Genomic DNA, 25,361 nt, shown 5'->3' with positions numbered 1-25,361 from the left:
GTGGGGTGTAGGGTGTGGGGTGTAGGGTGTGGGGTGTGGGGTGTGGGGTGTAGGGAGTGGGGTGTGGGGTGTGGGGTGTAGGGAGTGGGGTGTAGGGTGTGGGGTGTAGGGAGTGGGGTGTGGGGTGTGGGGTGTGGGGTGTGGGGTGTGGGGTGTAGGGTGTGGGAATTAGGAATTAGGAAGTGGGGGGAATAAATAAAATAATCTCCTGACTACTGCCTTCCTTAACAACATAGCTATCGCTTTTTCGGAGTCAAGAGATGTTTCTATTTTTTCATCTTCATAAAGACAATTGCTGTCAAACCAGCGAGTCAAGTATTTTGGATGTATTTGTACTTCCTTGATATGTTTGTCTTTGAGTCTTTCAGTCAATGGGAATTTTAAGGAACCCATTCTTAAGTGGGTGGGTGGAATTAAATATAAGATGAACGTAGGTTGGGTTGAAGCATGAAACCCAACGCCCGCATGGGTTACGCTACCGCTAACCCATCCTACAAATAATTGTGCCTCCCTACTTAACTTTAATCCTCGCAATAATCAGGGGGAAATGTCCGTCCGATCCAAAGCAGTCAGGGAGTTAAAAGTTTTCACTGTAGCTTTAGTGTATAGTGAAATATTCTCAACGTCAAGCCGTCCTTTTAGGCCGGGGTTTCAAACCGATTATTTTCGATGAAAAAATTAATTCTAGCCACGAGTAACCCGGGTAAATTAGCAGAGATAGGCGAATACTTAACTGATATTGACCTAGAATTGCAGTTAAAACCCGATGATTTAGAGATAGAGGAAACAGGGGCGACTTTTGCTGAAAATGCCTATTTAAAAGCTGCTCAAATTGCCCTAACATTGGGAGAATGGTCGATCGCTGATGATTCGGGATTGGAAGTAACCGGGTTAGGAAATGCCCCGGGGATTTACTCGGCCCGCTACGGTGAAAATGATCGAGAAAGAATCGATCGCCTCGTCAGAGAATTAGGAGATAATCAGGATCGCTCGGCCCGTTTTGTCTGTGTAATTGCGATCGCCCGTCCCGATGGTGAGATTGCCTTGAGCGCCACAGGAATCTGTACGGGAGAAATTTTAACCAGTCCTAGGGGTAAAGGTGGTTTTGGTTACGATCCGATTTTTTATGTTCCCGAATACGCTTTAACCTTTGCGGAAATGTCTCCCGAATTAAAAAGAAAAATTAGCCATCGAGGACGAGCTTTTCAGCAATTGCTGCCCCATCTCAAGACTCTCGCGGGTACAAATTCATTAAGGCCCTGACTTGTTCAGCATGATAAGAGCTTCTTGTCAAGGGACTCGCAACAATTTGTAAAAATCCCAGAGACTCACCGTATTCGCGCCAAGCTTGGAACTGTTCGGGGGTGATAAATTCCTGCACACCGAGATGTTTTGACGATGGTTGCAGATACTGCCCGATGGTGAGAATATCACAATCAACGGCCCGTAAATCGCGCATCACTTGGCGCACTTCCTCGTCGGTTTCCCCCAATCCCACCATAATGCCCGATTTTGTGTAGGTAGCGGGAACAATGGCGCGAGCGCGCTGCAATAATTCTAGAGAACGCTGGTAATCACCCTGGGGACGCACGCGACGATAGAGACGGGGAACGGTTTCGGTATTGTGGTTTAAAACTTCAGGTTTAGCGGCAAGAATTGCAGCTAAAGCCTGCCAATTGCCGCAAAGATCGGGAATCAGCACTTCGATGGTGGTTTTTGGGGAAATGCGGCGAATTTCCTCGATACAACGGACAAATTGACTAGCACCACCATCAGCCAAATCATCGCGATTGACAGAAGTGATCACTACATGATTAAGATCAAGACGTTGCACTGCTGCCGCTAGTCGCAGGGGTTCCGTGGAGTCTAAAGGTTGCGGTTTTTTCTCAAAATCTATATCACAGTAAGGACAGGCGCGAGTGCAAGCAGGACCCATAATTAAAAAGGTAGCCGTCCCCGCGTGGAAACATTCGCCGATATTGGGACAGGAAGCCTCCTCACAAACGGTATTTAAGCCTAAATCGCGTAAAACTTCCTTAACACTGCCGACTCGCTGCCATTGCGGTGCTTTTACCCGTAACCACTCTGGTTTTACCGTCACGCCTGAACTACTCCGATAATTTTTGCCTATATCTGTAATATCCTAGCAAGTCTCGACCCAATCAAGGCCGAATATGCTATGATGATTTAGCTGAAAATTTTCGGGATGTAGCGCAGCTTGGTAGCGCACTTCGTTCGGGACGAAGGGGCCGCAGGTTCGAATCCTGTCATCCCGATTAAAGACAATCAAGGTGTAATCTGTTCTATGGTTAAGTAGATAGGTGTTAAAAATTGTCAGTAAGTAGCTGGTTATAATTAAATTAAAAATGGATTTTAGGTTCGATCCCCCCTTAATCCCCCCTTGATAAGGGGGGTGCCGATCCCCCCTGCCCCCCTTGATAAGGGGGGTGCCGATCCCCCCTTAATCCCCCCTTGATAAGGGGGGTGCCGATCCCCCCTTAATCCCCCCTTGATAAGGGGGGTGTCTGACAACTTTTAACGCCTACCTACTTAGATCATGAAAATTGAGGAATTACTCAAAAACAAACGAGAAAAAATCATTGCTATTGCTGCTAAACACGGCGCAAATAACGTGCGAATCTTTGGTTCTGTCGCACGGGGAGAAGCTGACGAAAAAAGCGATATTGATTTATTAATTGATTATTGTAGCGAACGTCGGAGTCCCTGGTTTCCTTTGCCGTTAATTCGAGAACTCGAAGCTTTGTTAGGCTGCAAAGTTGATATTGTTACCGAACAGGGACTTAAAGATAGAATCAGAGAGCGGGTACTTAAAGAAGCAATACCACTATGAGAGATGATACCGAACGCTTGCGGGATATTTTAGAAGCAATTGAGCGGGTAGAAAAGTATGCTCCACAGGGAAAAACCGTGTTTGAACAACAAGAATTAATTCAAACTTGGATTGTCTATCATTTACAAATTATTGGTGAAGCAGCTAGAGCAACTTCTCAAGAATTTCAAGCAAGATACCCCGAAGTTCCTTGGCGAGATGCCAGCGATCTAAGAAACTTAACTATTCATGAATATTTTCGTATCAATCTAGAGATTATTTGGGATATTGTTGAAAATGACATTCCTCCTCTAAAACAACAAATCGAAGCTATTTTACAGGAATTGATTTGACGAAACCCAGTCCAATTATTTAAAACTGTTGGGTTTTAGGTTCGATCCCCCCTGCCCCCCTTGATAAGGGGGGTGCCGATAGGCGGGGGGATCCCCCTTGATAAGGGGGGTGTCGATCCCCCCTTAATCCCCCCTTGATAAGGGGGGTATCTGATAATTTTTAAAGCCTACCTACTTAGTAGGTTGATTCATGAATCAATCTACTAAGCACGACGTTTTGACAAATTTTCAGCTATTTATTCCGAGAAATCGAATTAAAACTTTGCCAGATAAGGAAAGGCAAATAATCGTGAGCCGCCGTTAGGTGATGAGTTTTTTACTCAAAAAACAGTATCTTTTTCGCCATCAAAGCAGTAATTAGCTATTCAACTAGGTCAAGATCAATTACAATGGTTAAAAGCTCAAGGAAAGGGATATGAAACAGGAATTGACCATATCTTGCGGGAAGTGATGGCACGCCAGCACCAGTGAAAAACATCGAAATAAAAATTGTCAGATCCCCCCGCCTATCGGCACCCCCCTTATCAAGGGTAGATCCCCCCGCCTATCGGCACCCCCCTTATCAAGGGTAGATCCCCCCGCCTATCGGCACCCCCCTTATCAGGGGGGGCAGGGGGGATCAGAGTCCAAAATCTATCTTCTCTTTGATTATAACTACTTAATTTACCTCCTCTAAGCCCATGTCTAGATTATTAATCAGCCAGTATCAGGCGGAAGTTGAGAAGATTGTCCAATATGGCGGCAGTCGCAAGGAAACTTCGATTAGAGTCGCTTTTCAGAATTTGTTAAATGACTATTGCAAGGCGCGGGATTTTTTGTTAATTCCGGAGTTGGATTATCGCACTAAGTCGGGAAAAGTTGTCTATCCTGACGGGACGGTTAAGGATGCTTTACGGTTAGATTGGGGATATTGGGAAAGTAAGGATCAATACGATAATTTAGATGAAGAAATTGAGAAGAAGTTGGCGAAAGGCTACCCCAATGACAATATTTTATTTGAAGATTCCCAGACGGCGGTTTTAATTCAAGGAGGAGAGGAAAGACTGCGCGTCTCGATGCGCGATGATGAGGCTTTGGATGGGATTATTAATGCTTTTATTAATTATGTACGTCCGGAGGTTGAGGATTTTCGAGAGGCGATTGCTAGTTTTAAGGAAGATTTACCAACAATTTTAGAAGCGTTGCGGGGTTTAATTGCGTTGCAGTCGGAGACGAATCGGAATTTTGTGACAGCGCGGGACAATTTTTTAGAGATTTGTCGCAAGTCAATCAATCCAGAAATTAGTCTGGAAGATGTGCGAGAGATGATTATTCAGCACATCCTGACAGAGGATATTTTTATCAATATTTTTAATGAGTCTCAGTTTCACCGGGAAAATAATATCGCCAGGGAATTACAGGGAGTGATTGAAACTTTCTTTACTGGTAATACCAAGCGCAATACTTTAGGGACTATTGAACGTTATTATGCGGTAATTCGGCGGACAGCGGCGAATATTTATAACCACCACGAGAAGCAGAAATTTCTCAAGGCGATTTATGAGAATTTTTATAAAGCATACAATCCGAAAGCGGCGGACCGGTTGGGAATTGTCTATACACCCAATGAAATTGTCCGTTTTATGATTGAAAGTGTCGATTATTTAGTCCACAAGCATTTTGGTAAGTTGTTGGCGGATCCAGGAGTAGAAATTTTAGATCCGGCGACGGGGACAGGAACTTTTATAACGGAGTTGATTGAGTATTTACCGAAGGATAAGTTACGGTACAAGTATAAGCATGAGATGCACTGTAATGAGGTGGCAATTCTGCCTTATTATATTGCGAATTTGAATATTGAGTTCACCTACAAGCAGAAGATGGGTGAGTATGAGGAGTTTGAGCATATCTGTTTTGTGGATACCCTAGACCATGCTGCTTCTAATATCAAGCAGATGGATTTGTTTGCTATGTCGGCGGAGAATACCCAACGGATTCATAATCAAAATGACCGCAATATTTCTGTAATTATTGGTAATCCTCCTTATAATGCCAGGCAGGAGAATTTTAATCAAGGTAATGCAAATCGAAGTTATGAAGCGATTGACAAGTGCATTAAATATACTTATATCAAAGAAGGTAAGGCACAGAATCAAATTGTCGTCTATGATATGTACACTCGCTTTATTCGTTGGGCTTCGGATCGATTAAATAAAAATGGTATAATAGCGTTTATTACTAACTCTTCTTTTATCGATGCGTTGGCTTATGATGGATTTAGAAAAGTAGTAGAGAATGAGTTTAGTGAAATTTATATCATTGATTTAGGTGGTAATGTCAGGAAAAATCCTAAACTTTCAGGGACAACTCATAATGTTTTCGGTATTCAGACGGGGGTGGCGATTAGTTTGATGGTGAAGCGAGAAAGTAATAATCTTCCTTGTCGAATTTTATATACTCGCCGTCCTGAATTGGATACAGCAGCGCAAAAATTAGAGTTTTTGTCATCGACAAAACTTAATCAGCTTGATTTTGAGCATATCATCCCAGATAAAAAACATAATTGGCTCAATCAATCAGATAATGACTTTTATCAACTGCTACCCTTGATTGATAAGGATGTCAAAAGTGGCAAGTCTGAGAAAGCTGTGTTTAAGTTGTTTTCATTGGGTGTAGTAACCAATCGAGATGAGTGGGTATATGATTCTCTCAAAGAGAGTTTAATAAATAAGATTAGTTTTTTCATTGAAAAATACAATTACTCTGTTGAAAATCAATTACAAGACTTTTCAATAAAGTGGAGTTCTTCTTTAGAGAATTTCTGGAAATCTCGAATAAAGTCTGATTTCGATGATAATTTAATTCAATTATCTCTATATAGACCTTATTTTAAGCAATTTCAATACACAGAAAAATTATTTAATCATCGATTGACAGAAAACCATTACGAGATGTTTTCATTAGATCTAAAGTCTTTTAATAAGATAATAGCTTTTTCTGGCATTAGTTCAAGCAAGCCTTTTCATTGTCTTTCCTGTGATTTATTAATTGGTTTAGATACACTTGAAAAAACTCAATGTCTCCCCCTCTACTACTACGAGAAAGAAGGAAACCGCATCGATAATATCACCGATTGGGGATTGCAACAATTCCAAAAACATTACAACGATAAAACCATCACCAAACTCCACATCTTCCACTACACTTATGCAGTCCTTCACTACCCGGAATATCGCAGTAAATATGAATTAAACCTCAAGCGAGAATTTCCGCGACTTCCCTTTTATGATAACTTCTCTCAATGGGTAGAATGGGGAAGCAAACTAATGGAATTACATATCAACTATGAAACCGTCGCACCCTACCCACTAACTCGCATTGATACTAATAATAATCTCAAACCGAAAACTAAACTAAAAGCTGACCGAGAAAAAAATTCTATCAACCTTGATGATGTCACTTTCCTACAAGATATTCCCAAAATTGCTTGGGAATATAAACTCGGTAATCGTTCGGCCTTAGAATGGATTTTAGATCAATATAAGGAAAAGAAACCCAAAGATCAAACCATCGCCGAAAGATTTAATAACTATCGCTTTGCCGATTATAAAGAAACAGTAATTGACTTATTACAACGAGTCTGTACTGTCAGCGTCGAAACCATGAAAATAATAGAAGCGATGAGACATTAAAAAGATTGCTTCCGGGGAATCTTATTCTACACCCCACACCCTGCCTCCAAGAAAAACTTTTTGCCGCAAACCCTAAGTAGGGAGGCATAATTATTTGTAGGATGGGTTAGCGGTAGCGTAACATGAGCGGGCGTTGGGTTTCATGCTTCAACCCAACCTACGTTCATCTTATATTTAATTCCACCCACCCACTTACTTTCTATTCTTGTCTAAGTTGTTGTAGTTTTTCTGTCTCTTGTGCGGGTGGTTGTATAGTTTTTTTTGCGGGTTATTCTCAAGCGTTCGGCTATTCTTGCCACTGTCGCCACACTTAACACTATACCAGTTCTTTCTAGGAATAGTGTTGATAGTTCAGCTAGAGTTGCGTCATTATTTTCCTCAATTAACGTACCGAGGACGAGCATTTGTTCTGGCGTGAGTTTTAAATGACGTCCACATCGATAAGTCTTCGGTCGAAGATCTCCCGTTTCTCGATATTGCTTCAAAAGCTTTTGTACGAAACTTAGGGTTACGCAGAATCTTTTCGCTAATTGTCTTTGAGAGATGGGTTCGTTATAATAACAGTCGAGGATTTTCTGACGGAACTCTACTGGATAGGATTTCATTTTTTGTGCGGTTTAGCTATCGATGACATTATACTTCATATTTGTGAGAAAGAAAGAAAATTGAGACGAGGCAACCCTACCGCTCAACTACTAGGGTTGATTCAAGGTAGGGTTGATTCATGAATCAACCCTACCACCCACATCGGGGGGCAAGGGGAGATTCAGCTAATCTAAGGATAGGCGGTTAAGATGCGTCTTAGCTTAGTGGGTTTTCTGGCGCGACCCAAGCGATCGCTAAAGATGTTATTATCTAGGACAGTCAACTGAAAATTCCCGCAACCTTCCTAGCCACCGATGAGAGCGATCGCTAAAGATGATATTCTTTATATTCACCATGAGGATGTGCCGGTTTACAAAAAAGGCGGTTCAGTGGTGAGAAATAGTTATTTTTGGGCGCTAAAATCGATCGCCTGTGGAGCGCGTCGGGGACAGGATTGGGAGTTCGATGCGGAGGTGTGGGTGGCGCTGGTGCGGATGTTGCTCTGTTTTGCCAATTCTGGCTATTTGGGGGATGGTGAGACAATTTTAGAGTTTACTGTCGATTGTCCCATTCCCGAACCTTTGCGGGGGATATCTACTTACTTATAGCCTCGCTGAGATAGTTAGCGGTGGATTCCACCAGGGGAATAGTATTTTCGTATAACATTCGCGTCGGTCCGATAATGCCAACACTACCGACGGGAGTATCTCCCTGTTTATAAAAAGCGGAGATAAGAGTACAAGGGCGCATGGATTCCAGAGGATTTTCGGAACCAATGGTGATTTTGACTTTTTTAGCTGATTTTTCCGGTTCTGTTCTTTGTAAAATCAGGGGTAAAAGGCGATCCTGTTCTGCTTCCAATAGATGCAGTAACATTTGTACTTGTTGCCATTGGGCGAATTCTGGCTGTCGAATGACTTCAGCGACACCATGGACGATAATCTCCGGGGTGGCAGTGGATTGGAGACTAGCGCCGATTTCTTGGCTTAATTGTTGGAGAAAATGGGTATAACGGGCAAATTCTCGCTCGATTTGCCGCCAATCGAGGTTAATTAAATCTGCCAAGCAATAACCTTTTAATTTTTCCCCGAGAAAATTAGAGAGGATTTGTAATTCTTCTGCTAATCCATCCTCCTTGTCCGTTGCCATAGACTCAGGAATCTCTATCATAACCGAGCGTGTTTGTAAACTATCTGTAACAATAATTAACATAATCTGCCGGTCCGAGACGGGGACTAATTGCAGATGACGCAGGGTATTGGTGAGGGTGTGGGGGAGGGTAACGATAGCGATATAACCGCTTAAACCGGCTAAAAGTTGGGTGGCCCGTTGCAGCAGACTTTCGAGACTCCAAGCGGGAGATTTAGCGTTTTGATGCAGATAATAGCCGATTTTTTCGCCGATACGGTCATCGGGAGTCATTAACTCATCGACGTAGAGACGATAACCCCAATCGGAGGGAATGCGTCCGGAGGAAGTGTGGGGTTGATAGAGTAAACCTTCTTTTTCTAGTTTACCGAGAGCATTGCGAATCGTGGCGGAACTAACAGTAAATTTGTACTCATCGAGTAGAGTTTTCGAGCCAACCGGTTCGGCCGTGGCGATATAATGTTGGATTGTCGCCTTTAAGATATGTTGATAGCGATCGCTGAGATGGGTTCTAGCGGACATAGGGGAATAATCTTAACAAAAGATTTATAACATTTTTTTAGACAGTATAACGCTTAATCAGTTATCAGTTATCAGTAATCCATGGTGAGAAAGGGGATAGTTTGCCTCTCTCTTTTCCCGATGGTGGCCATGAAAATTAGTAACGGGGAATATTAGGATCGACGAGGAGGGCATAAGCATCGATGCCACCGTTAATATTTTTAACATTAGTAAAACCCTGACTTTGTAGCCATTGGCACATTTGCAGGGATCTCATGCCATGGTGACAGATAACGAGGGTTTCTGCTTGGGGGTTGAATTGGGTGGCAATAGTGGGCGACCATTCTCGGTATTGACTCAAGGGTAAAATGGTAAAACTGGCCACAGATGCGATCGCAACTTCCTCTGGTTCGCGCACATCAATAAGTTGTAAATTAGGATCATGATCGGCTAAACGGAGAGCGAGTTCATGGACGCTAATTTCGGGAATGCTCATAGATTTGGTCTTAAGAATCGGTTATCTTTCCTTTAGAGTAGCAAATCGAGGGACCCTGAGCGGTTAGGGACTTGCGTAGGAATAATATCCCAGCCAAGTGGGGGGATTTGGTCAGTGCCAGAGCGGGGGGGTGATATAATGGGGAAACGGCAGGTATTGAAGAGATTGATGCTTTTTAGTACGCCGATTAATCGACAAGCTGAATTTTGATGAATATTGAACAAGCCGTTATCGAAAACTTGCGAAAACTTCCTTTAGAAAAACAACAAGAAGTCTTAAACTTCAGCCAATTTCTAACTCAGATAACTTCGCCAAAAATTGAAGAGATGACCTCCCAAGAAAAAGCAGAAGATTGGCTAAAATTTCTGGAAAGTCAACCCAAGGATACCCCGGGATTACCTGATGAAGCCTTAGGGCGTGAAACTATCTATGACTAATGGCTAACTATCTATTTGATACCAATATTTTCCTGAGGCTGAGTGACCGAATTTCCGCTAATTATGCCTTGTACTGCATTCTCCCCACTTCCCCACTTCCCCACCTCCCCACTTCCCCACTTCCCCACCTCCCACTTGATAATTCATAATTCATAATTCATAATTCCTCCCAGCTTATGATTCCCCTACAATTAACCCTAAAAAATTTTCTCAGTTATCGCGAGGCAGTGCTAGATTTTCGCGGATTACATACTGCCTGTATTTGTGGTGCCAATGGTGCGGGAAAATCCTCTTTACTCGAAGCAATTACTTGGGCAATTTGGGGAGAAAGTCGCACCTCGATTGCTGATGATGTGATTCATGCGGGCAGCGATTATGCGCGGGTAGATTTCGAGTTTAGTTATGGGGGAGAAATCTATAAAATTATCCGTAGTCGTCACCGGGGAGGGAAAGCTTCTGGTTTAGATTTTCAGGTGATTAATGATCAGAGTTTTCGTCCTTTATCGGGTAAAAGTATTAAAGATACCCAAGCACAGATTAATACTTATCTGAAAATAGACCATAAAACTTTCATTAATTCTGCTTATTTACGACAGGGACAAGCGGACGAGTTTATGAAACAGCCTCCCAGTGGTCGTAAACAGATTTTAGCAGAATTATTACAACTCGATCGCTATGAAATTTTAGCAAATAAAGCCAAGGATATATCGAAACAATTTGATGGACAGTCCCTCCAGATCGAGCAGCAAGTAGAAACTATCAAACTCCGTCTTCAGGAGAAAAATTCTTATCAGCAACAGCTGCAAGAGTTAAGCACCCAAATTAACCAAATTAATCAAGAACAAGAGGTAAATAATCGGCGTTTACAGCAACTACAGGGGGAAGAAAATCAGCGTCAGAATTGGGAAAAACAGCTGCAGTGGCAAAGAGAACAGGAGCGAGCTTTATTAGCAGAAATCGAGAGATTAGACCGGGAAAAAGTTAGTCTAGACAATCAATTAAATCAAATTAGGACTATTCTTCATCGCAAAAATGACATTATTACTGCACACGAGCGCCTAATCAATTTAGACCAGAAAGAGGCAAGTTTGTCAAGTCAATTACAAGCTTGGCAACAGGCCCAGTATGATAAACAACAATTAGAACAGAAATTACAGCAAAAAATTAACGAATTTACCCTTCCCATCCAACAAACGAGCGCTCGTTTAGAAGAATTGGGAAGACAGGAACAAGAAACTCAAAAAATTATCGAGCAAGCGGGGGATATTCAAGCAGGATTAGAGAAATTAAATTATCATCGTCAACGTCTTCAGGAATTGGATAGATTAGCTTTAAAATATGCTCCTTTAAATAGCCGAAAAGCTGATCTAAATATGCAGTTGGAACGGGAAAAAGCTAAGATCAATGCTCGTTGGGAACAACTGCAAAGAAATCGGCAACAATTAGAGACAGAAATCGCTCGTATTCCTCTACTAAGAGAGGAAGCTCTCAATTTAGCCAAACGAATTAAGGAACTAGATAAAAAACAAACCTATTGTGAACGAGTTGAAGAAAAGGAAACTCTTAAACAAGTGGATAAAAAAAGTTTATTGGATCAACAGAAAAGATATGAAGAACAACTTTTAGAGTTAACTGATAAATTGGAAAAATTAAATATTCCCGATTCGGTTTGTCCTTTGTGTGAACAGAATTTAGACAGTCATCACCGTCATCAAGTAATCAGGAAAACCCATCAACATCAAGAACAAATTCAAGAGCAAATCTGGTCCCTACAGGAAAGGATGGCAGACTGCGATCGAGATTTAAAACGTTTAGGGGAGGAATTAGCCCAAATTAAACAAGAATTGCCAGCAAGATCGAATCTACAACAAAAATATGTGCAGTTGGAAGTCAAGTTAGAAACTATTGAAGAAAAGGAAATAGAACTAGAGAAAACCGAGGAGATACTTGTGGAGTTAGAAGCACTTTTAAGCAGTGGCAATTATGCCCTAGAATTACAGCAAGAATTACAAATTGTCAATCAAGAAATCGCCTTTTTAAACTATGATGAACAAAGTCATGCTTTAGTCAGAGGAGAAGAAAAAAGATGGCGTTGGGCAGAAATTCAAGAATCAGAACTTAAGCAAGCAAACCGTCGTTTAGCTAATATCAAGGCCGAGAAACCTAATTTAATTAATCAATTAGCTAGACTAGAACAAGAGAAGCAAGAACTAGGTCAAAACTCCCCACTTAAACAGGAAGTTGAACGCTTAGAAAAGTTTATTCAAAACTTAAATTATGATCGCAGTGAACATCAGAATATTCAAAATCTGATCCGACAATTACAGGGGGTAAGATTACAGTATCAAGACTGGCAACAAGCAGAAAAAAATTATCCGGAAATAGCCGCTAAAATCGCTGAGATTGAGCAAAGATTACAGCTGCGAAATCAGGATCGCCAGAAGCTGAATCAGGAGTTAGCAAATATTAGTCAAAAGATTGGTACTTTGACTGACTATCGCCAAGAAATAGCCGCATTATCGACCAATATTCAACAGCGAAGACAGATAATTGATGGATTGCTCTCCCAAAAAGGTCGGGTTGAGGAGAAATTACATCAACTAGAAACTTTAGGTAAACAACTGATAGAAAAAGAGAGCGATTTAGCTAAAGTGAAAAAACAATATACAGTTTATAAAGAGTTAGCCATAGCTTTCGGTAAAAATGGTTTACAAACTCTGATGATTGAGAATATTTTACCTGAGTTAGAAGCCCAAACTAATCATATCTTAGCTCGCTTAACTGGTAATCAATTTCATGTGCAGTTTTTAACCCAAAAAAGCGGTAAAGGTACTAAGAAACAGCAACAAAAGTTAATCGATACTTTAGATATTATTATTGGTGATACCCGGGGATCCCGTCCCTACGAAACCTATTCAGGAGGAGAAGCTTTTCGGATTAATTTCTCGATTCGATTAGCTTTAGCGAGATTATTGGCACAAAGAGCCGGAACAGCCCTACAAATGCTCATTGTTGACGAAGGATTCGGAACTCAGGATGCGGAAGGATGCGATCGCTTAATTGCGGCAATTAACGCTATATCCGCTGATTTTGCCTGTATTTTGACTGTAACTCATATGCCCCAATTTAAAGAAGCTTTTCAACATCGCATCGAAGTCCGCAAAACCGAACAGGGTTCTCAATTAATGTTATTATCCTAGGAAAAATATTGATGTAAAGATGGAAAAGATTACGATCACAGTAAAACTATTTGCTATTTATCAAGAAGTCTATCAAACTTCACAATTAAACCTCGAATTTCCTGCCCACACTTCCGTTACAGAAGTGTTAAACTATATTATAGCCCCCTATCCTCAATTAGAAAGATGGCGCGATGTTACTCGTTTTGGAGTTAATCTTCAGTTTGTTTCGGGAGAGAAAATCCTCGAAAATGGCGATGAGATAGTTTTAATTCCCCCCGTTAGTGGTGGCTAAATGGGGTTTGCTGAAAAAGTACGGGCGAAGCATTCGGATAGAAAATCTACGGTTTCACCGATAGGTTATTGTCCGAATGCTTCGCCCCTACAGGACGCGGGCTGATGAAGACGCAAGGTTTTGAAGCACGATTCTCTCAAAATCTTGCACCTGTTTCGCGAGAAAAGCCACAAAACCCTTACCTTGCCTACATTTCACATTTATTCAGCAAGCCCTAAATGGAGATAGGGAAAATCACAAAAACTGTCACCTTTTTCCTTATTACTTTTTCCTTGATATCCCGTGTCTAACTGGCAAATTCCCCCATCGGTAGAGCTTCCCCAAGAGTTTTTAAAAATAGTCCAAGACTACACCCCAGAGTCGGATGGCAGCGTCGTGGCACAAATATTATGGCATCGCGGTATCCGGGATGGGGCGACTCTGGGGACGTTTCTGGATGAGAAAGCTTATCAGTCAAAAACTCCCTTTGATTTTGGGCAAGAAATGAACTTCGCCGTCAAAAGACTGGAAAAAGCCCTAAATAACGGGGAAAAAGTGAGTATTTGGGGGGATTTCGATGCCGATGGTGTCACCGCTACCAGTGTACTCTGGGAAGGATTGGGACAGTTTTTCCCACCCTATCAACAGTTAGATTATTACATACCCGATCGCCAAAAAGAATCCCACGGCCTCAATTGTCCTGGTATCGAGAAACTAGCGCATCAAGGAACCAGTTTAATCGTCACCTGTGACACGGGAAGCACGAATATCGCCGAAATTGACTATGCAAACAGTCTAGGTATCGATATTATCATCACCGATCATCATACCCTACCCGACGAGCGCCCCGAGGTGATTGCCCTGATTAATCCCCGCTACTTTGTGGAAACCCATCCTTTCTATCATCTTTCTGGGGTTGCCGTTGCTTATAAATTAGTGGAAGCGATGTATTTAACCCTGGCAGATATTCCCAGAAAACCCCTAGAAAATTTACTCGATTTAGTTGCGATTGGTTTAATTGCCGATTTAGTCAAATTGACGGGAGAATGTCGTTATTTAGCCCAAAAAGGTATGCAAAAGCTCCAAAATACTCAGCGTTTAGGAGTTAAAAAATTACTCGATTTATGTAACAAAACCGGAGATAGACCGATGGATATATCCTTCGGTATTGGACCGCGAATTAATGCCGTCAGTCGCATTTATGGCGATGCTAGATTTTGTGTGGAATTACTCACCAGTGAAGATGAAAAGCGTTGTCACGAATTAGCTGAACAAGCGGAATTAGCCAATATTCGTCGCCAAGAAATCCAACGGGATATTATGAAACAAGTTCAGAAAAAACTAGAGAGAATTGATCTTTCCACCACTAATGTAATTATTTTAGATGATCCCCAATGGCCGGCGGGAATTTTAGGATTAGTTGCGGGACAAATTGCCCAAGAATACCAGCGACCGACAATTTTATTAAGTACCAGTGAACCACCTTTTGCTAAGGGTTCCGCTAGGTCAATTCGCGAGATCGATCTTTATCAATTAGTATCCTCTCAATCCCATCTTTTACATCGTTTTGGTGGTCATCCTTTGGCCGCAGGTTTAAGTTTAACTCTAGAAAATTTACCCCTATTTATTGAGGGGATTAATCAACAGTTGCGACGCACAGGAATTGATTTAACTTCCCTTTCTTCCGAGATAGAAGTGGCTGCGGTGGTGACGGTTTCCCAATTGGGAAAAAGTCTATTTAGAGAATTAAAATTACTGGAACCATGCGGGATGGGTAATCCGACACCGAAGCTATTAATTCAAAATTGTTATTTTCACAATCTTTGGCATAAAAATCTTGAGGATTTCAAAGGCAGAAAAATCGCTTATCCCCGGACAACTTTTGAGATCTGGGATAGTTCAATCGAGCAGGGATTCCCCGGTATGTGGTGGGGTCATCACAAAGACGAAATTGCTGCCGATACCCGTTATGATGCCGTAGTCGAATTAGATTTTAATACCTACAAAAATCGCTATGAAGTGCGCTTAATTGCCTTGCATCCCTATCAACAAGAATCCCTAACCTATAGCAATAAAAAAGATTTTTTAATCGACAATCGCCATCGAGAAATTAGTCAAGAAGTTAGCCAATTAAATCCCCTTTTTCTCTGGGAATGTCCCCGGGATTGGACAAAACTTTCCAGGGAATATCAACAGGCAATTTTACGGGATAAAAAGTTAGTTCTTGCCTATGCTAGTCCTTTGAAAAAATCCGCTCACACCCCATGGATAAACCTTGTCGGGATCGGGAAATATTTAGCTAGAACTAAAACCAGCATTTCCTGTCAACAATTACAAAACCGCTTAAACCTCAGTTATCATACCCTAGAATTAGGATTAATTTCCCTATCAGAAAATGGCTTTAAAGTCAAGAAAAATCAAGAAAATTTATCCTTTGAATTAGTCAATCATGAGGCAAAAATTAATAAGATTGAACAATTTCTAGAAGCGGTGGCCCTAGAAAACTTTCTCCAGCAATACTTTGCTACTGTTCCCCTAGAAATACTGCAAGCAATTCTTAATCATGAAGACTCGATCGATTTCTAGTTATAACCCTTATTTACTGATAGCTGATAACTGATAACTGATAACTGATAACTGATTACTGATTACTGATTACTGATTACTCCTTGACCGAAGAATTTCGGGGGTTTTGCCAGGGTATAAACTTCCGTATTTTGTGCGATTGCTTGACGAATATAGAGAGGAGTTTGTAACATTCCTAGTAAACTCATGCCATCAATTAAACGTAATCCTCCCGTAGTTGTATCGCTGATTAATTCATCTACCACGTCCGGATCGGGACGAGTATTTAAAGGATGATTAGCACAGAGAGTAAAACCCCAAGGGGAACCATAACTAGGAGTGGGAGCGCAATAGGAATGAACGTAGGGAAAAACTGCTTTTAAAGTATTCACCAAACGCGCATGATACATCACCGAAGGAGGAGAAACCGGGCCAGATTGGACAACCACAATGCCATTTTCGGCCAAAACTCTTTGTAGTTTTTCAAAGTATTCTTTCGTGAATAGGGGGAAAGAAGGACCCTCTTCGATGGGATCAACCAGATCGGAGATAATAATATCCCATTGATCGTTAGTGGTGTCTAAAACTTCTAAAGCATCGGCCACAACTAACTCAAAACGAGGATCATCAAAAGTGCCTTGGTGCATTTCGGGAAGATGTTCCTTACAAGCTTCTACCACATCCCCATCGATATCGATCATCATCACTTTTTCGATTGTTTTCCAACGCAATAACTCCCGCGTTGTCGCACCTTCACCACCTCCCAGAATTAAAGCAGTTTTTGCTTCTTGGTGGGCAATCATTGCCGGTTGCACTAATGCTTCATGATAAATAAATTCATCCCCCGTACAAGATTGCCATTTCCCATCCAGTACCAAGGCTTTTCCATAGGCCCCCGACTCAACAATATACATCTCCTGAAAAGCGGTTTTTTTGTAGGCTAAAATCCGCGAAACCCCATGACTATAAATGTCCCAGGGGGTAATATATTCGTTAACCCATAGATCCGCTTTTAGTTCACTTCCTGCCATAACTAATCCTCCTTGGGGTGAAAAAGGCACGATCTATCATTATACAACAATTGACAAAATTCGATCGATAACCTGGAATTATCTCCGGGTAATCCCGAAGCTGCCGATAATCGATCGCTGAAAAACGTTAAGCTAGAAAAGATTAAGTAAGTAGTTATAATTAAATTGAAGATAGATTTTGCCTCTGATCCCCCCTGCCCCCCTTGATAAGGGGGGTGCCGATAGGCGGGGGGATCTCCCTTGATAAGGGGGGTGCCGATCCCCCCTTAATCCTCCCTTAATCCCCCCTTGACAAGGGGGGTATTTGATAATTTTTAACGCTTACCTACTTAGCTCCAAGTAAACTTCTAGCCACTAACCTATGACTAAAAACGAGACTACCGAGAAAAAGATTTTTCTCCTAGATTTTGAGAAACCCCTCTACGAATTAGAATCCCGCATCGAACAGATTAAAGAATTAGCCCAAGAAAATAGCGTAGATGTCTCGGAACAAATTAGTCAACTAGACGAACGAGCTAATCAATTACGTCGTGAAATTTTTAGCAATCTCACCCCTTCCCAAAGGCTACAATTAGCCCGTCATCCCCGGCGCCCCAGTACCCTAGACTATATTCAAGCAATCACCGATGAATGGTTCGAGTTACACGGTGATCGCGGTGGTTACGACGATCCCGCTCTTGTGGGTGGTGTTGCCCGTTTTAACGGTCGTCCCGTGGTGATTATCGGGCATCAAAAAGGCCGGGATACTAAGGATAATGTGGCTAGAAATTTCGGCATGGCTGCCCCCGGGGGTTATCGTAAAGCCATGCGTTTAATGGAACACGCCCATCAGTTTAATCAGCCAATTTTAACCTTTATTGATACCCCCGGCGCCTGGGCGGGGGTGGAAGCGGAAAAATTAGGTCAAGGAGAAGCGATCGCCTATAACCTCCGGGAGATGTTCCGTTTAGATGTGCCGATCATTTGTACTGTTATTGGCGAAGGTGGTTCGGGCGGCGCTTTGGGCATTGGTGTCGGCGATCGCCTATTAATGTTAGAGCATTCTGTCTATACCGTGGCGACTCCCGAAGCTTGTGCCGCCATTCTCTGGAAAGATGCCAAAAAATCCGATAAAGCAGCAGTTGCCCTCAAAATTACCTCAAAAGATTTAAAAGAGTTAAATATTATCGATCAGATCGTTCCTGAACCCTCCAGAGGGGCCCATGCTGATCCGATTAGAGCGGCAGCCAATTTAAAAGCCGCTATTAGTGAAAATTTAGAGGCTTTATCTTTGTTAACTCCCCAACAACGGCGCGAATCTCGTTATCAAAAATTCCGCAATTTAGGCGTATTTTTAGAAGCCACAGCTTAATCAGCGATCAGTGATCAGATGTGAGTTTTCAGTGATTAGTTTGTTTTGTAGATTTGGAAGATTTCAGCTTCAGTTTAAGGGTTGCACCGACAAAGCTATAATATTGATGGCAGGTTCAAAGACACACCAGATGAAACGGGACGAGGTGCTGGCAATTCTAGAGGCACACCGAGAACAGTTACAAAAACTAGGGGTAAAATCTTTGTCTTTATTTGGTTCAGTGGCCAGGGATGAAGCTGATGCCGATAGTGATGTAGATTTGTTAGTAGAATTCGATCGACAAGGTGGTTTTTTTCAACTTCTGCAAGTACAGTATTATTTAGAAGATATTCTGGGATGCTCTGTGGATTTAGGAACTCAGGATGCCTTAAGAGAACATTTACGGGAACCTGTGCTTGAGGATCTGATCAATGCCTTCTAGAGATTGGCGACTTCGCCTTCAAGACATTTTAGAATCTATCAGTGAAATTGAACAGCAAACAAAGGCAATGACGTTTGAGGAATTTGCCAAGAATCAAACAAATATCAAAGCGGTTCTCTATGATTTTATTATTATCGGAGAAGCAACTAGAAATGTACCGAAGGAAATTCAGTCTCGCTATCCTCTTATTCCTTGGCGTTTAATGGCAGGAATGAGAAATGTTGCAACTCACGAATATTTTCAAGTTAATTTAAGTAGGGCTTGCTGAATAATGGTAAAACCCTTTTAAAATAAAGCTTTTGACCTGTTAAAGTCCGATGTTAGTGCAAGAAAATAGGATTGGGACTTTCAAAAACCTTGCATTATCCTTCTTGTAGTACATTGCTTGGTACAAAAAACAAGGGCAACAAAGCCTGAAACGACCGGCTCCTGACGACCGGCTACTGACTCCTACCCCCAGGAAAAACTTTTTCAGCAAGCCCTAAGTAGCCTATACTAAACGGATTTAGTATTAGTCCGATTATTTCCGAGTTATTAGTGGTAAATTAATCTTACCAATTAAAAGGTCCCAAAGCCCGATCGTTGTAATCGCCACCCTCGGCAATAAAATGAATGACCATCGATTTACGGGTTAGCAGGGTATTATTAATCTTCCCACCACCATGAATTAACATTCCGTGCCAGAGAAGAATCTCTCCTTTTTTAGCAGTAAATGATTGACAGTCATAATTCTGAGCGCGCTGGTTAACATAATCTTGGTATTGGGGAATTTGCTCGGCAGTAATATTTTTAAGATTGACGGCGGGATAGTCTGGAAAAAAGTCAGTTACTTTGATATTTTTATGAGATTTAGGATAAAAAATTAGCGGACCAGCATCGGCGGAAATATCTTCCAAGGCAATCCAAACACCGACTAAATGATTAGCAGGATGAACATAAAAAACTGCCATATCCTCGTGCAGCCCCTGCTCTGTACCGTGCAGGAAGTTGATGGAATATCTCGGTTTGCAGGATTTGCCAATAATTAAATTAACTAAATCTCTCAGATTTTGATTGTCAAAAATTGCTTGAGCGGCGGGGGAAATCTCATGAAAGCCATGAAGTCGCCAAATAGAATTGACTAAGGCTTTTCTTTGCTCGATATCTAGGGCTAAAACTTGATCGTGACTTAAACTCGCCGGTAGATTTTCTGCTTGAATGCCTTCAATTCTTAATCCAGGGATAGCCGATTCTAGGAAAAATAAATCGGCTAATTCTGCTACTAAATTATCGATCGCCGTTGCGGGAATTAAATCTTTGACAATACAATAACCCAATTCTCGCCAATGGTCAAGGAGTTGATATTCTCGTTCGGAAATTCGCCGTTGTTGACGAGCTTTTTGCAGGGATTTTTCGGCTTGCGATCGCTCTAACCAGGGTAATTCGGCAGTAGAATTGAAAGACCAGGGCAAATTTTTTAAGATATCGGCAATTTTAAGAATCATGGTGAGTCCATCTTTTCCGAGCTACTTTCGGACTATTCTAATCTATGAGTGTTCGGTCTAGTCTGTCAACAGATATATAGCGTTTTTCAGTCTGCTGAGGTACAAAAGTTATGGGTTTTAGGCACTCATGCAAGAGGCAAAAGGCAAAAGGGAAGAAAAATAGGTGTACCTCACTAGCTTAGGAAACGATATAAATTATCTGAAAAAACCCCCTAGGATGAGTTAGGAGGTTACAGGGAAAAAATTAATCAGGGTTGATGGGATTAACTGGCGCTAACTTCAGAGGGATAAACGCTAACTTGACGGCGACTGTTATCCTTGTATTCAAATTTGACCACACCATCAATTAAAGCGAATAAAGTATCATCGCCACCACGACCAACATTTTTACCCGGGTGAACTTTAGTACCCCGTTGACGGATGAGAATATTTCCCGCTTTTACCACTTGACCACCGTAGCGCTTAACGCCTAGTCTCTGGGAACGAGAATCGCGTCCGTTGCGGGTACTACCCGTACCTTTCTTATGAGCCATAATTTCTCTCCAAATGCTTTTTTGATTCTAAAAGTTATTCTTCTTCATCGCTACTATCTTCTACAACTTCAGCGCTGGAGGTAGCAGCAGTGGCGACTAGGGTTTTACCGTTATAATTGATTGAATCAATCATAAAACGGGTAATTTCTTGACGATGACCGCGTTTTTTACGGGTTTTCTTTTTCGGGCGCATTTTATAAACAATAACTTTTTTGCCCCGACGATGTTGTATGACAGTGCCTTCGACGGTGGCCCCTTCGATAAAGGGTTGACCGATGCTAATATCATCCTCATCATGGATTAATAGCACTTTGTCGATGGTATGGGTACTTTGTTCATCGACGGGAAGAAGTTCGATATCGTAATAGCGACCTGGTTCTACCCGAATCTGTTTGCCACCGGTCTCAATAATTGCGTAACTCATGAATTTTCTGCGCTCGTTTTGCCGTACAGGTAGCTGAAAAAAATTCCAGCTTTTGTGCTAATGTCCTCACCTGATCCGAGCAGGAATTGACACAATTTACTATTATCTAATATCTAGGGGGCAATTGTCAAGCTTTTAGCCCACCGATTCGCTATATACTGAAAATAATCTTACGAAAAACTCAATTAAACCGTTATGGAACAGTGGGAAAGCAGAGGACACCTGTTAACCGAACAAATTAACCCAAACAGCCTAAATTTAGACCAATTAAACCCGCTCGAATTGGTGGATCTCTTCAATCGGGAGGATGCCCAAACCCTAAAAGCGATCGCCATGGCCCGGCAAGAATTGGCCCTAGCAATCTCCCTGACCAGTCAAGCTCTGGCTAAAGGTGGTAGACTCTTTTACATTGGAGCAGGAACCAGTGGCCGGCTGGGGGTTTTGGACGCGGCCGAATGTCCTCCCACCTTCTGCACTCCCCCGGAATTGGTACAGGGAATTATCGCCGGTGGAGCGGCGGCGCTGGTGCGTAGTTCCGAAGATTTGGAGGATAAAGCGGAAGATGGGGCGGCGATTATTGCCCAGCGAGAAATTCACGAATTAGACGTGGTAGTGGGGATTACCGCCGGGGGGACAACCCCCTACGTTCATGGGGCTTTACAGGCGGCAAAACAGCGGGGTGCGACGACGATTGCTATTAGTTGTGTCCCCGCCGAACAGGTGGAGATCGCGGTGGATGTGGATATCCGGTTATTGACTGGACCAGAACTTCTGGCCGGCTCCACCCGTCTGAAAGCGGGAACGGTGACGAAAATGGCTTTAAATATCCTTTCCACAGGGACAATGGTCATGTTAGGCAAGGTTTACGGCAACCAGATGGTCGATGTGGCAGTTACTAATCATAAACTCCATGACCGCGCCCTGCGGATTATCTGCCACCTTACCGATGTTAGTCGTCAGGAAGCGGCTATTTTACTGGAAAAAAGTGGCCGCCGGGTTAAACTGGCTTTGTTAATGCAGAAAACGGGACTTTCGGCGGCCCCAGGACAAGAATTGTTACAAAAGCATCGAGGGCAATTACGGGCTGCCCTGCAAGCTTATAATCAAATTGATTGATAAAAACCTATTGATTTTGACTTTCCTATGGTTAATATTTCTTCGGAAATTGCTGCGGTCGCTGTTATTTTCCTCGTCGCTGGTGCTATCTTGACTTGGAGTTTTTATCGGGCTAAACCCTACGGCCAACTGGGAATTTTACCTTGGTTACAATCCTTGGTACTCATAGCTCCTTGGTTAATTTTTTTCGGGCTATTTGCGGCGGGAATTTATCTCAATCTAGCGGTAATTCTCTTTTTACTGGTTGCTGCCACCATTATCTATATTTATTTGGGCAACCGTTTACGCTTACTGAAAACCAATCAGATAATTGAACCGAAAGTTAACCAGGCAGTTAGCCAGTCCGTTACTCCTCTAGAAATCCCGGCAGCGGTGACAGCAATTGTGCCGGATGTGATGCCAATTCCCGAAGAGGATTTAAAAGTTATTCAGAGTATTTTTGGGATAGATACTTTTTTTGCCACCGAAACTATCTCTTTTCAGGAAGGGGCAATTTTTAAAGGCAATTTACGGGGAGAACCGGATCTAGTTCACTCGCGCTTAACCCAGAAATTAAGTAATCATTTTGGCGATAAATATCGTTTATTTCTGGTGGAAGGAACCGAGGAAAAACCGGTGGTAATTATCCTTCCCAAAACTAATGATCCTAGTCCTGCCACTCTTGCTCAAAAAAATCTCTCTTTAGTTTTGTTAGTAGCCACTATTGTCACCAGCTTAGAAGCGGCGGGAATTTTATTAGGTTTTGATTTGTTTGGTAATTGGCAGAGATATCGAGAAGCAATTCCCCTGAGTTTGGGTTTATGGTCGGTATTAATTGCCCACGAAATCGGTCATCTAATTATCGCTAAACGCCATAATGTTCGTCTCAGTTTACCCTATTTTCTTCCCACTTGGCAGATTGGTTCTTTTGGGGCGATTACTCGTTTTGAATCTTTATTACCTAACCGCAGTGTTCTATTTGATATAGCTTTCGCTGGTCCTGCTTTGGGAGGTTTGGTTTCTTTAATCTTATTAATTGTTGGACTAACTTTATCTAATTCGGACAGCCTTTTTCAAATCCCTAGTACCTTTTTCCAAAGTTCAATTTTAGTGAGTTTTTTAGCGCGGATAGTTTTGGGCGACGAGTTACAAAATGCCGTTATCTCCGTGCATCCTTTAACTGTTATCGGTTGGCTAGGATTGGTGATTACTGCCCTTAATTTACTGCCCGCCGGACAGTTAGATGGTGGTAGAATTGTTCAGGCTATTTATGGTCGCAAAATTGCCCGCCGCACCACTGTGGCCACTTTGGTTATTTTGGGCATTATTTCCTTAGTTAATTCTAGCAATCCCATTCCTCTCTATTGGACAATTTTAGTCGCTTTTTTACAAAGAGAGTTGGAAAGACCTAGTTTAAACGAGTTAACCGAACCCGATGACACCCGCGCTGGTTGGGGTTTATTACTGCTCTTTTTAATGTTAGCGACTCTGATTCCTTTAAGCCCTAGTTTAGCGGGACGGTTAGGCATCGGTGGCTAAATACTTCCCCGAAATTCTTGCCATTGATTGCCGTCAAAAAAAAGCTTGACAAAAACTCAAGTCTTGACTTATAATTTTCTTATAATGGGAATCCGTGTCCGCCTATAGACCCCTGATTTTTCCGTAAAATATAGCCTCCAGCATTTACCCCTGAAGATTTGACTTTTGGAGTTGCTCAAAATGTCTAACGAAACTGTCACTTATTCCCTAGAAGCTGTCCTGACAAGGATTGAGGGGAAAATCGACTCTCTGGAAAAACGCCTTGACGAGAAAATCGACTCTCTGGAAAAACGTATTGATGAGAAAATCGACTCTCTGGAAAAACGTATTGATGAGAGATTTGACAAGATAGAAGACCGGTTAACTAAAGTAGAAATAGGACAGGCCGAACTCAAGGGAGAAATCAAAGCTCTGGATGAACGAGTAAGCACAAAAATCGAGGGATTAACTGCAAGGGTTGCCTATCAGGAATTCACCAATCGAGGGATTCTGATAGCATTGGTGGTCGCTATTTTAGGAGGTGCCGCTAAACTTTTTGGTTTTTTCCCTAATCCTTAGAAGTTGCCGGTAGCCGTACCTAGTAGATAGGCTCTTCCCCAAAATTTTTCGCTCATTACCCCGATCATTCGTTAGAATAGATTCAGAATTTAAGGATAAAATCTCATCTATGAATCCCGTTGTTTTGGTGCATGGTTTTCTGGACACTACTGCTGTTTTTAAACCGATGAGCGAGTATTTAAACTATCATGGTTGGCAGGTGCATAGTTTTAATCTAATTCCCAATCATGGTTACAAAAAGTTAGAAGTTTTAGCTGGTCAAGTGGAGAATTATATCGAGAAAAACTTTGCTAAAGAGCAGAAAGTAGATCTGATTGGGTTTAGTATGGGAGGATTAATTACCCGCTACTACCTGCAAAGATTGGGAGGAGTGGCAAGAGTGCAACGTTACCTAAATATTTCTGCACCGAATCGAGGCACGTTAACCGCGTATAGTTTACCCTTAGATGGGATTAGACAAATGCAGCCGGGGAGTCAATTTCTAGAGGATTTAAATCAAGATTGTCAACAAATTTTAAATAAAATTAAAACCACAATTATCTGGACTCCCTACGATTTAATGATATTTCCTGCCCATAGTTCCCGTTTATCGGTGGGCAAAGAAATTTCCATTCCAGTATTGCTCCATGCTTGGATGGTCAAAGATAGCAAAGTTTTAACAACAATTAAAGAGACTTTATTAGAATAGAAATACTGGTTCTCTCCAATACCCGAACAAGGTCAAAATATCACCAACAAAAAAGTTAATTAGGGTTTGCTGAATAAATCTAAAAACCTTGTTGGATAAGGCTTTTAGACTTTTTTTCCCTGAAAAAGTGCCTACCATTGGAGTGATTGGGGGGAAAATTTAGGGATTTTTTCCCTGAAAATTAGGTAATTGACCAC

General features: G+C 41.9%; 27 protein-coding genes and 1 tRNA gene. 19 read left to right on the top strand and 9 right to left on the bottom strand.

Annotated features, from left to right (window positions below):
• Positions 1-168: 168 nt before the first annotated feature.
• A complete protein-coding gene (locus O9332_RS18255; RefSeq protein ID WP_196219866.1) occupies positions 169-372 on the bottom strand; it encodes a hypothetical protein in 204 nt (67 codons plus the stop codon).
• A 297-nt stretch (positions 373-669) separates the two neighbouring features.
• Between O9332_RS18255 and rdgB the strand changes: the two genes are divergently transcribed.
• Positions 670-1,263 (top strand): RdgB/HAM1 family non-canonical purine NTP pyrophosphatase, encoded by a 594-nt coding sequence (gene rdgB / locus O9332_RS18250; protein ID WP_002762017.1) that lies wholly within the window; start codon positions 670-672, stop codon positions 1,261-1,263.
• On the opposite strand, the gene lipA is transcribed toward rdgB, so the two are convergent.
• Positions 1,226-2,131 (bottom strand): lipoyl synthase, encoded by a 906-nt coding sequence (lipA, locus tag O9332_RS18245; protein WP_072024840.1) that lies wholly within the window; start codon positions 2,129-2,131, stop codon positions 1,226-1,228. The two genes, rdgB and lipA, sit on opposite strands and share 38 nt — an antisense overlap.
• 71 nt (positions 2,132-2,202) lie before the next feature.
• Between lipA and O9332_RS18240 the strand changes: the two genes are divergently transcribed.
• From O9332_RS18240 to O9332_RS18220, 5 genes are all read left to right on the top strand, one after another.
• A tRNA-Pro gene (locus O9332_RS18240) sits at positions 2,203-2,276 on the top strand.
• Positions 2,277-2,557: 281 nt separating this feature from the next.
• Positions 2,558-2,851, top strand: coding sequence for a nucleotidyltransferase family protein (locus tag O9332_RS18235; protein ID WP_002760266.1), 294 nt, complete (start codon positions 2,558-2,560; stop codon positions 2,849-2,851).
• A complete protein-coding gene (locus tag O9332_RS18230) occupies positions 2,848-3,183 on the top strand; it encodes a HepT-like ribonuclease domain-containing protein (RefSeq protein ID WP_002760267.1) in 336 nt (111 codons plus the stop codon). Before O9332_RS18235 ends, O9332_RS18230 begins: the two co-directional genes overlap by 4 nt.
• A 363-nt stretch (positions 3,184-3,546) precedes the next feature.
• A complete protein-coding gene (locus O9332_RS18225) occupies positions 3,547-3,654 on the top strand; it encodes a BrnA antitoxin family protein (RefSeq protein ID WP_265795881.1) in 108 nt (35 codons plus the stop codon).
• Between the two features lie 209 nt (positions 3,655-3,863).
• Complete coding sequence (locus O9332_RS18220; protein ID WP_288026738.1) at positions 3,864-6,854, top strand: type ISP restriction/modification enzyme; 2,991 nt, start codon at positions 3,864-3,866, stop codon at positions 6,852-6,854.
• 209 nt (positions 6,855-7,063) lie between these two features.
• Here O9332_RS18220 and O9332_RS18215 read toward each other — a convergent pair whose 3' ends face one another.
• The gene (locus O9332_RS18215; RefSeq protein ID WP_288026736.1) at positions 7,064-7,459 is read right to left on the bottom strand and encodes a helix-turn-helix domain-containing protein; all 396 of its coding nucleotides are present in this window, start codon (positions 7,457-7,459) and stop codon (positions 7,064-7,066) included.
• A 294-nt stretch (positions 7,460-7,753) separates the two neighbouring features.
• Between O9332_RS18215 and O9332_RS18210 the strand changes: the two genes are divergently transcribed.
• Complete coding sequence (locus tag O9332_RS18210; protein WP_002760270.1) at positions 7,754-8,047, top strand: hypothetical protein; 294 nt, start codon at positions 7,754-7,756, stop codon at positions 8,045-8,047.
• On the opposite strand, the gene hrcA is transcribed toward O9332_RS18210, so the two are convergent.
• Together hrcA and O9332_RS18200 are read right to left on the bottom strand one after the other, a co-directional pair.
• Positions 8,034-9,110, bottom strand: a complete 1,077-nt coding sequence (hrcA, locus tag O9332_RS18205; RefSeq protein WP_288026734.1) for a heat-inducible transcriptional repressor HrcA — start codon at positions 9,108-9,110, stop codon at positions 8,034-8,036. The genes O9332_RS18210 and hrcA overlap by 14 nt on opposite strands.
• Before the next feature lie 136 nt (positions 9,111-9,246).
• Positions 9,247-9,585 (bottom strand): rhodanese-like domain-containing protein, encoded by a 339-nt coding sequence (locus O9332_RS18200; protein WP_288026732.1) that lies wholly within the window; start codon positions 9,583-9,585, stop codon positions 9,247-9,249.
• Positions 9,586-9,794: 209 nt separating this feature from the next.
• Here O9332_RS18200 and O9332_RS18195 point away from each other — a divergent pair, with 209 nt between their 5' ends.
• The 5 genes from O9332_RS18195 to recJ all read left to right on the top strand — a co-directional run bounded on the left by O9332_RS18195 (position 9,795) and on the right by recJ (position 16,061).
• The gene (locus O9332_RS18195) at positions 9,795-10,022 is read left to right on the top strand and encodes a hypothetical protein (RefSeq protein WP_004163204.1); all 228 of its coding nucleotides are present in this window, start codon (positions 9,795-9,797) and stop codon (positions 10,020-10,022) included.
• Positions 10,022-10,171 carry a hypothetical protein gene (locus tag O9332_RS18190; protein ID WP_288026730.1) on the top strand — a complete coding sequence of 50 codons (150 nt, stop codon included), beginning with the start codon at positions 10,022-10,024 and terminating at the stop codon, positions 10,169-10,171. The genes O9332_RS18195 and O9332_RS18190 overlap by 1 nt, the downstream gene beginning before the upstream one ends.
• Before the next feature lie 27 nt (positions 10,172-10,198).
• The gene (sbcC, locus tag O9332_RS18185; RefSeq protein ID WP_288026728.1) at positions 10,199-13,222 is read left to right on the top strand and encodes an exonuclease subunit SbcC; all 3,024 of its coding nucleotides are present in this window, start codon (positions 10,199-10,201) and stop codon (positions 13,220-13,222) included.
• Positions 13,223-13,241: 19 nt separating this feature from the next.
• Complete coding sequence (locus tag O9332_RS18180) at positions 13,242-13,496, top strand: MoaD/ThiS family protein (protein ID WP_061430532.1); 255 nt, start codon at positions 13,242-13,244, stop codon at positions 13,494-13,496.
• Between the two features lie 282 nt (positions 13,497-13,778).
• Positions 13,779-16,061, top strand: coding sequence for a single-stranded-DNA-specific exonuclease RecJ (gene recJ, locus O9332_RS18175; RefSeq protein WP_288026726.1), 2,283 nt, complete (start codon positions 13,779-13,781; stop codon positions 16,059-16,061).
• 62 nt (positions 16,062-16,123) lie between these two features.
• Here recJ and O9332_RS18170 read toward each other — a convergent pair whose 3' ends face one another.
• The gene (locus O9332_RS18170; protein WP_002760277.1) at positions 16,124-17,071 is read right to left on the bottom strand and encodes a fused MFS/spermidine synthase; all 948 of its coding nucleotides are present in this window, start codon (positions 17,069-17,071) and stop codon (positions 16,124-16,126) included.
• Positions 17,072-17,432: 361 nt separating this feature from the next.
• On the opposite strand from O9332_RS18170, the gene accA reads away from it, so the two are divergent.
• The 3 genes from accA (at position 17,433) to O9332_RS18155 (ending at position 19,111) form a co-directional block, all read left to right on the top strand.
• The gene (gene accA / locus O9332_RS18165; protein ID WP_002760280.1) at positions 17,433-18,422 is read left to right on the top strand and encodes an acetyl-CoA carboxylase carboxyl transferase subunit alpha; all 990 of its coding nucleotides are present in this window, start codon (positions 17,433-17,435) and stop codon (positions 18,420-18,422) included.
• A 130-nt stretch (positions 18,423-18,552) separates the two neighbouring features.
• Complete coding sequence (locus tag O9332_RS18160) at positions 18,553-18,843, top strand: nucleotidyltransferase family protein (protein ID WP_002736589.1); 291 nt, start codon at positions 18,553-18,555, stop codon at positions 18,841-18,843.
• Positions 18,833-19,111, top strand: a complete 279-nt coding sequence (locus O9332_RS18155; protein ID WP_071825056.1) for a HepT-like ribonuclease domain-containing protein — start codon at positions 18,833-18,835, stop codon at positions 19,109-19,111. The genes O9332_RS18160 and O9332_RS18155 overlap by 11 nt, the downstream gene beginning before the upstream one ends.
• A gap of 283 nt (positions 19,112-19,394) precedes the next feature.
• Here the strand turns inward: O9332_RS18155 and O9332_RS18150 are convergent, their stop codons facing one another.
• The 3 genes from O9332_RS18150 to rplU form a co-directional block, all read right to left on the bottom strand.
• Positions 19,395-20,327, bottom strand: coding sequence for a phytanoyl-CoA dioxygenase family protein (locus tag O9332_RS18150; protein WP_002760282.1), 933 nt, complete (start codon positions 20,325-20,327; stop codon positions 19,395-19,397).
• Positions 20,328-20,590: 263 nt separating this feature from the next.
• Positions 20,591-20,860: a 50S ribosomal protein L27 gene (gene rpmA, locus O9332_RS18145; protein ID WP_288026722.1), complete on the bottom strand. Its 270-nt coding sequence runs from the start codon at positions 20,858-20,860 to the stop codon at positions 20,591-20,593.
• A 34-nt stretch (positions 20,861-20,894) separates the two neighbouring features.
• Positions 20,895-21,284: a 50S ribosomal protein L21 gene (rplU, locus tag O9332_RS18140; protein ID WP_002760284.1), complete on the bottom strand. Its 390-nt coding sequence runs from the start codon at positions 21,282-21,284 to the stop codon at positions 20,895-20,897.
• A 195-nt stretch (positions 21,285-21,479) separates the two neighbouring features.
• Here rplU and murQ point away from each other — a divergent pair, with 195 nt between their 5' ends.
• The 4 genes from murQ (at position 21,480) to O9332_RS18120 (ending at position 25,164) form a co-directional block, all read left to right on the top strand.
• Entirely contained in the window at positions 21,480-22,400 is a 921-nt protein-coding gene (gene murQ / locus O9332_RS18135; RefSeq protein WP_072926311.1) for an N-acetylmuramic acid 6-phosphate etherase, read from the top strand.
• Between the two features lie 27 nt (positions 22,401-22,427).
• Complete coding sequence (locus O9332_RS18130; RefSeq protein WP_288026719.1) at positions 22,428-23,918, top strand: site-2 protease family protein; 1,491 nt, start codon at positions 22,428-22,430, stop codon at positions 23,916-23,918.
• Positions 23,919-24,098: 180 nt separating this feature from the next.
• Complete coding sequence (locus O9332_RS18125) at positions 24,099-24,476, top strand: DUF4164 domain-containing protein (protein WP_002744089.1); 378 nt, start codon at positions 24,099-24,101, stop codon at positions 24,474-24,476.
• Between the two features lie 109 nt (positions 24,477-24,585).
• A complete protein-coding gene (locus tag O9332_RS18120) occupies positions 24,586-25,164 on the top strand; it encodes an esterase/lipase family protein (protein ID WP_002760290.1) in 579 nt (192 codons plus the stop codon).
• Positions 25,165-25,361 lie beyond the last annotated feature (197 nt).

This window comes from Microcystis sp. LE19-10.1B (assembly GCF_027530565.1).
GTDB classification, from domain to species: domain Bacteria; phylum Cyanobacteriota; class Cyanobacteriia; order Cyanobacteriales; family Microcystaceae; genus Microcystis; species Microcystis aeruginosa.
The sequence above is the reverse complement of the archived record's forward strand: the minus strand, read 5'-3'. Positions and strand labels throughout refer to the sequence as shown.

Excerpts from the sequence above, each read along its gene's own strand:
- rdgB (WP_002762017.1), top strand. The coding sequence starts at position 670 with ATGAAAAAATTAATTCTAGCCACGAGTAACCCGGGTAAATTAGCAGAG.
- O9332_RS18235 (WP_002760266.1), top strand. The coding sequence starts at position 2,558 with ATGAAAATTGAGGAATTACTCAAAAACAAACGAGAAAAAATCATTGCT.
- O9332_RS18230 (WP_002760267.1), top strand. The coding sequence starts at position 2,848 with ATGAGAGATGATACCGAACGCTTGCGGGATATTTTAGAAGCAATTGAG.
- O9332_RS18220 (WP_288026738.1), top strand. The coding sequence starts at position 3,864 with ATGTCTAGATTATTAATCAGCCAGTATCAGGCGGAAGTTGAGAAGATT.
- O9332_RS18215 (WP_288026736.1), bottom strand. The coding sequence starts at position 7,459 with ATGAAATCCTATCCAGTAGAGTTCCGTCAGAAAATCCTCGACTGTTAT.
- O9332_RS18210 (WP_002760270.1), top strand. The coding sequence starts at position 7,754 with ATGAGAGCGATCGCTAAAGATGATATTCTTTATATTCACCATGAGGAT.
- hrcA (WP_288026734.1), bottom strand. The coding sequence starts at position 9,110 with ATGTCCGCTAGAACCCATCTCAGCGATCGCTATCAACATATCTTAAAG.
- O9332_RS18200 (WP_288026732.1), bottom strand. The coding sequence starts at position 9,585 with ATGAGCATTCCCGAAATTAGCGTCCATGAACTCGCTCTCCGTTTAGCC.
- O9332_RS18195 (WP_004163204.1), top strand. The coding sequence starts at position 9,795 with ATGAATATTGAACAAGCCGTTATCGAAAACTTGCGAAAACTTCCTTTA.
- O9332_RS18190 (WP_288026730.1), top strand. The coding sequence starts at position 10,022 with ATGGCTAACTATCTATTTGATACCAATATTTTCCTGAGGCTGAGTGAC.
- sbcC (WP_288026728.1), top strand. The coding sequence starts at position 10,199 with ATGATTCCCCTACAATTAACCCTAAAAAATTTTCTCAGTTATCGCGAG.
- O9332_RS18180 (WP_061430532.1), top strand. The coding sequence starts at position 13,242 with ATGGAAAAGATTACGATCACAGTAAAACTATTTGCTATTTATCAAGAA.
- O9332_RS18170 (WP_002760277.1), bottom strand. The coding sequence starts at position 17,071 with ATGGCAGGAAGTGAACTAAAAGCGGATCTATGGGTTAACGAATATATT.
- accA (WP_002760280.1), top strand. The coding sequence starts at position 17,433 with ATGACTAAAAACGAGACTACCGAGAAAAAGATTTTTCTCCTAGATTTT.
- O9332_RS18160 (WP_002736589.1), top strand. The coding sequence starts at position 18,553 with ATGAAACGGGACGAGGTGCTGGCAATTCTAGAGGCACACCGAGAACAG.
- O9332_RS18155 (WP_071825056.1), top strand. The coding sequence starts at position 18,833 with ATGCCTTCTAGAGATTGGCGACTTCGCCTTCAAGACATTTTAGAATCT.
- O9332_RS18150 (WP_002760282.1), bottom strand. The coding sequence starts at position 20,327 with ATGATTCTTAAAATTGCCGATATCTTAAAAAATTTGCCCTGGTCTTTC.
- rpmA (WP_288026722.1), bottom strand. The coding sequence starts at position 20,860 with ATGGCTCATAAGAAAGGTACGGGTAGTACCCGCAACGGACGCGATTCT.
- rplU (WP_002760284.1), bottom strand. The coding sequence starts at position 21,284 with ATGAGTTACGCAATTATTGAGACCGGTGGCAAACAGATTCGGGTAGAA.
- murQ (WP_072926311.1), top strand. The coding sequence starts at position 21,480 with ATGGAACAGTGGGAAAGCAGAGGACACCTGTTAACCGAACAAATTAAC.
- O9332_RS18130 (WP_288026719.1), top strand. The coding sequence starts at position 22,428 with ATGGTTAATATTTCTTCGGAAATTGCTGCGGTCGCTGTTATTTTCCTC.
- O9332_RS18125 (WP_002744089.1), top strand. The coding sequence starts at position 24,099 with ATGTCTAACGAAACTGTCACTTATTCCCTAGAAGCTGTCCTGACAAGG.
- O9332_RS18120 (WP_002760290.1), top strand. The coding sequence starts at position 24,586 with ATGAATCCCGTTGTTTTGGTGCATGGTTTTCTGGACACTACTGCTGTT.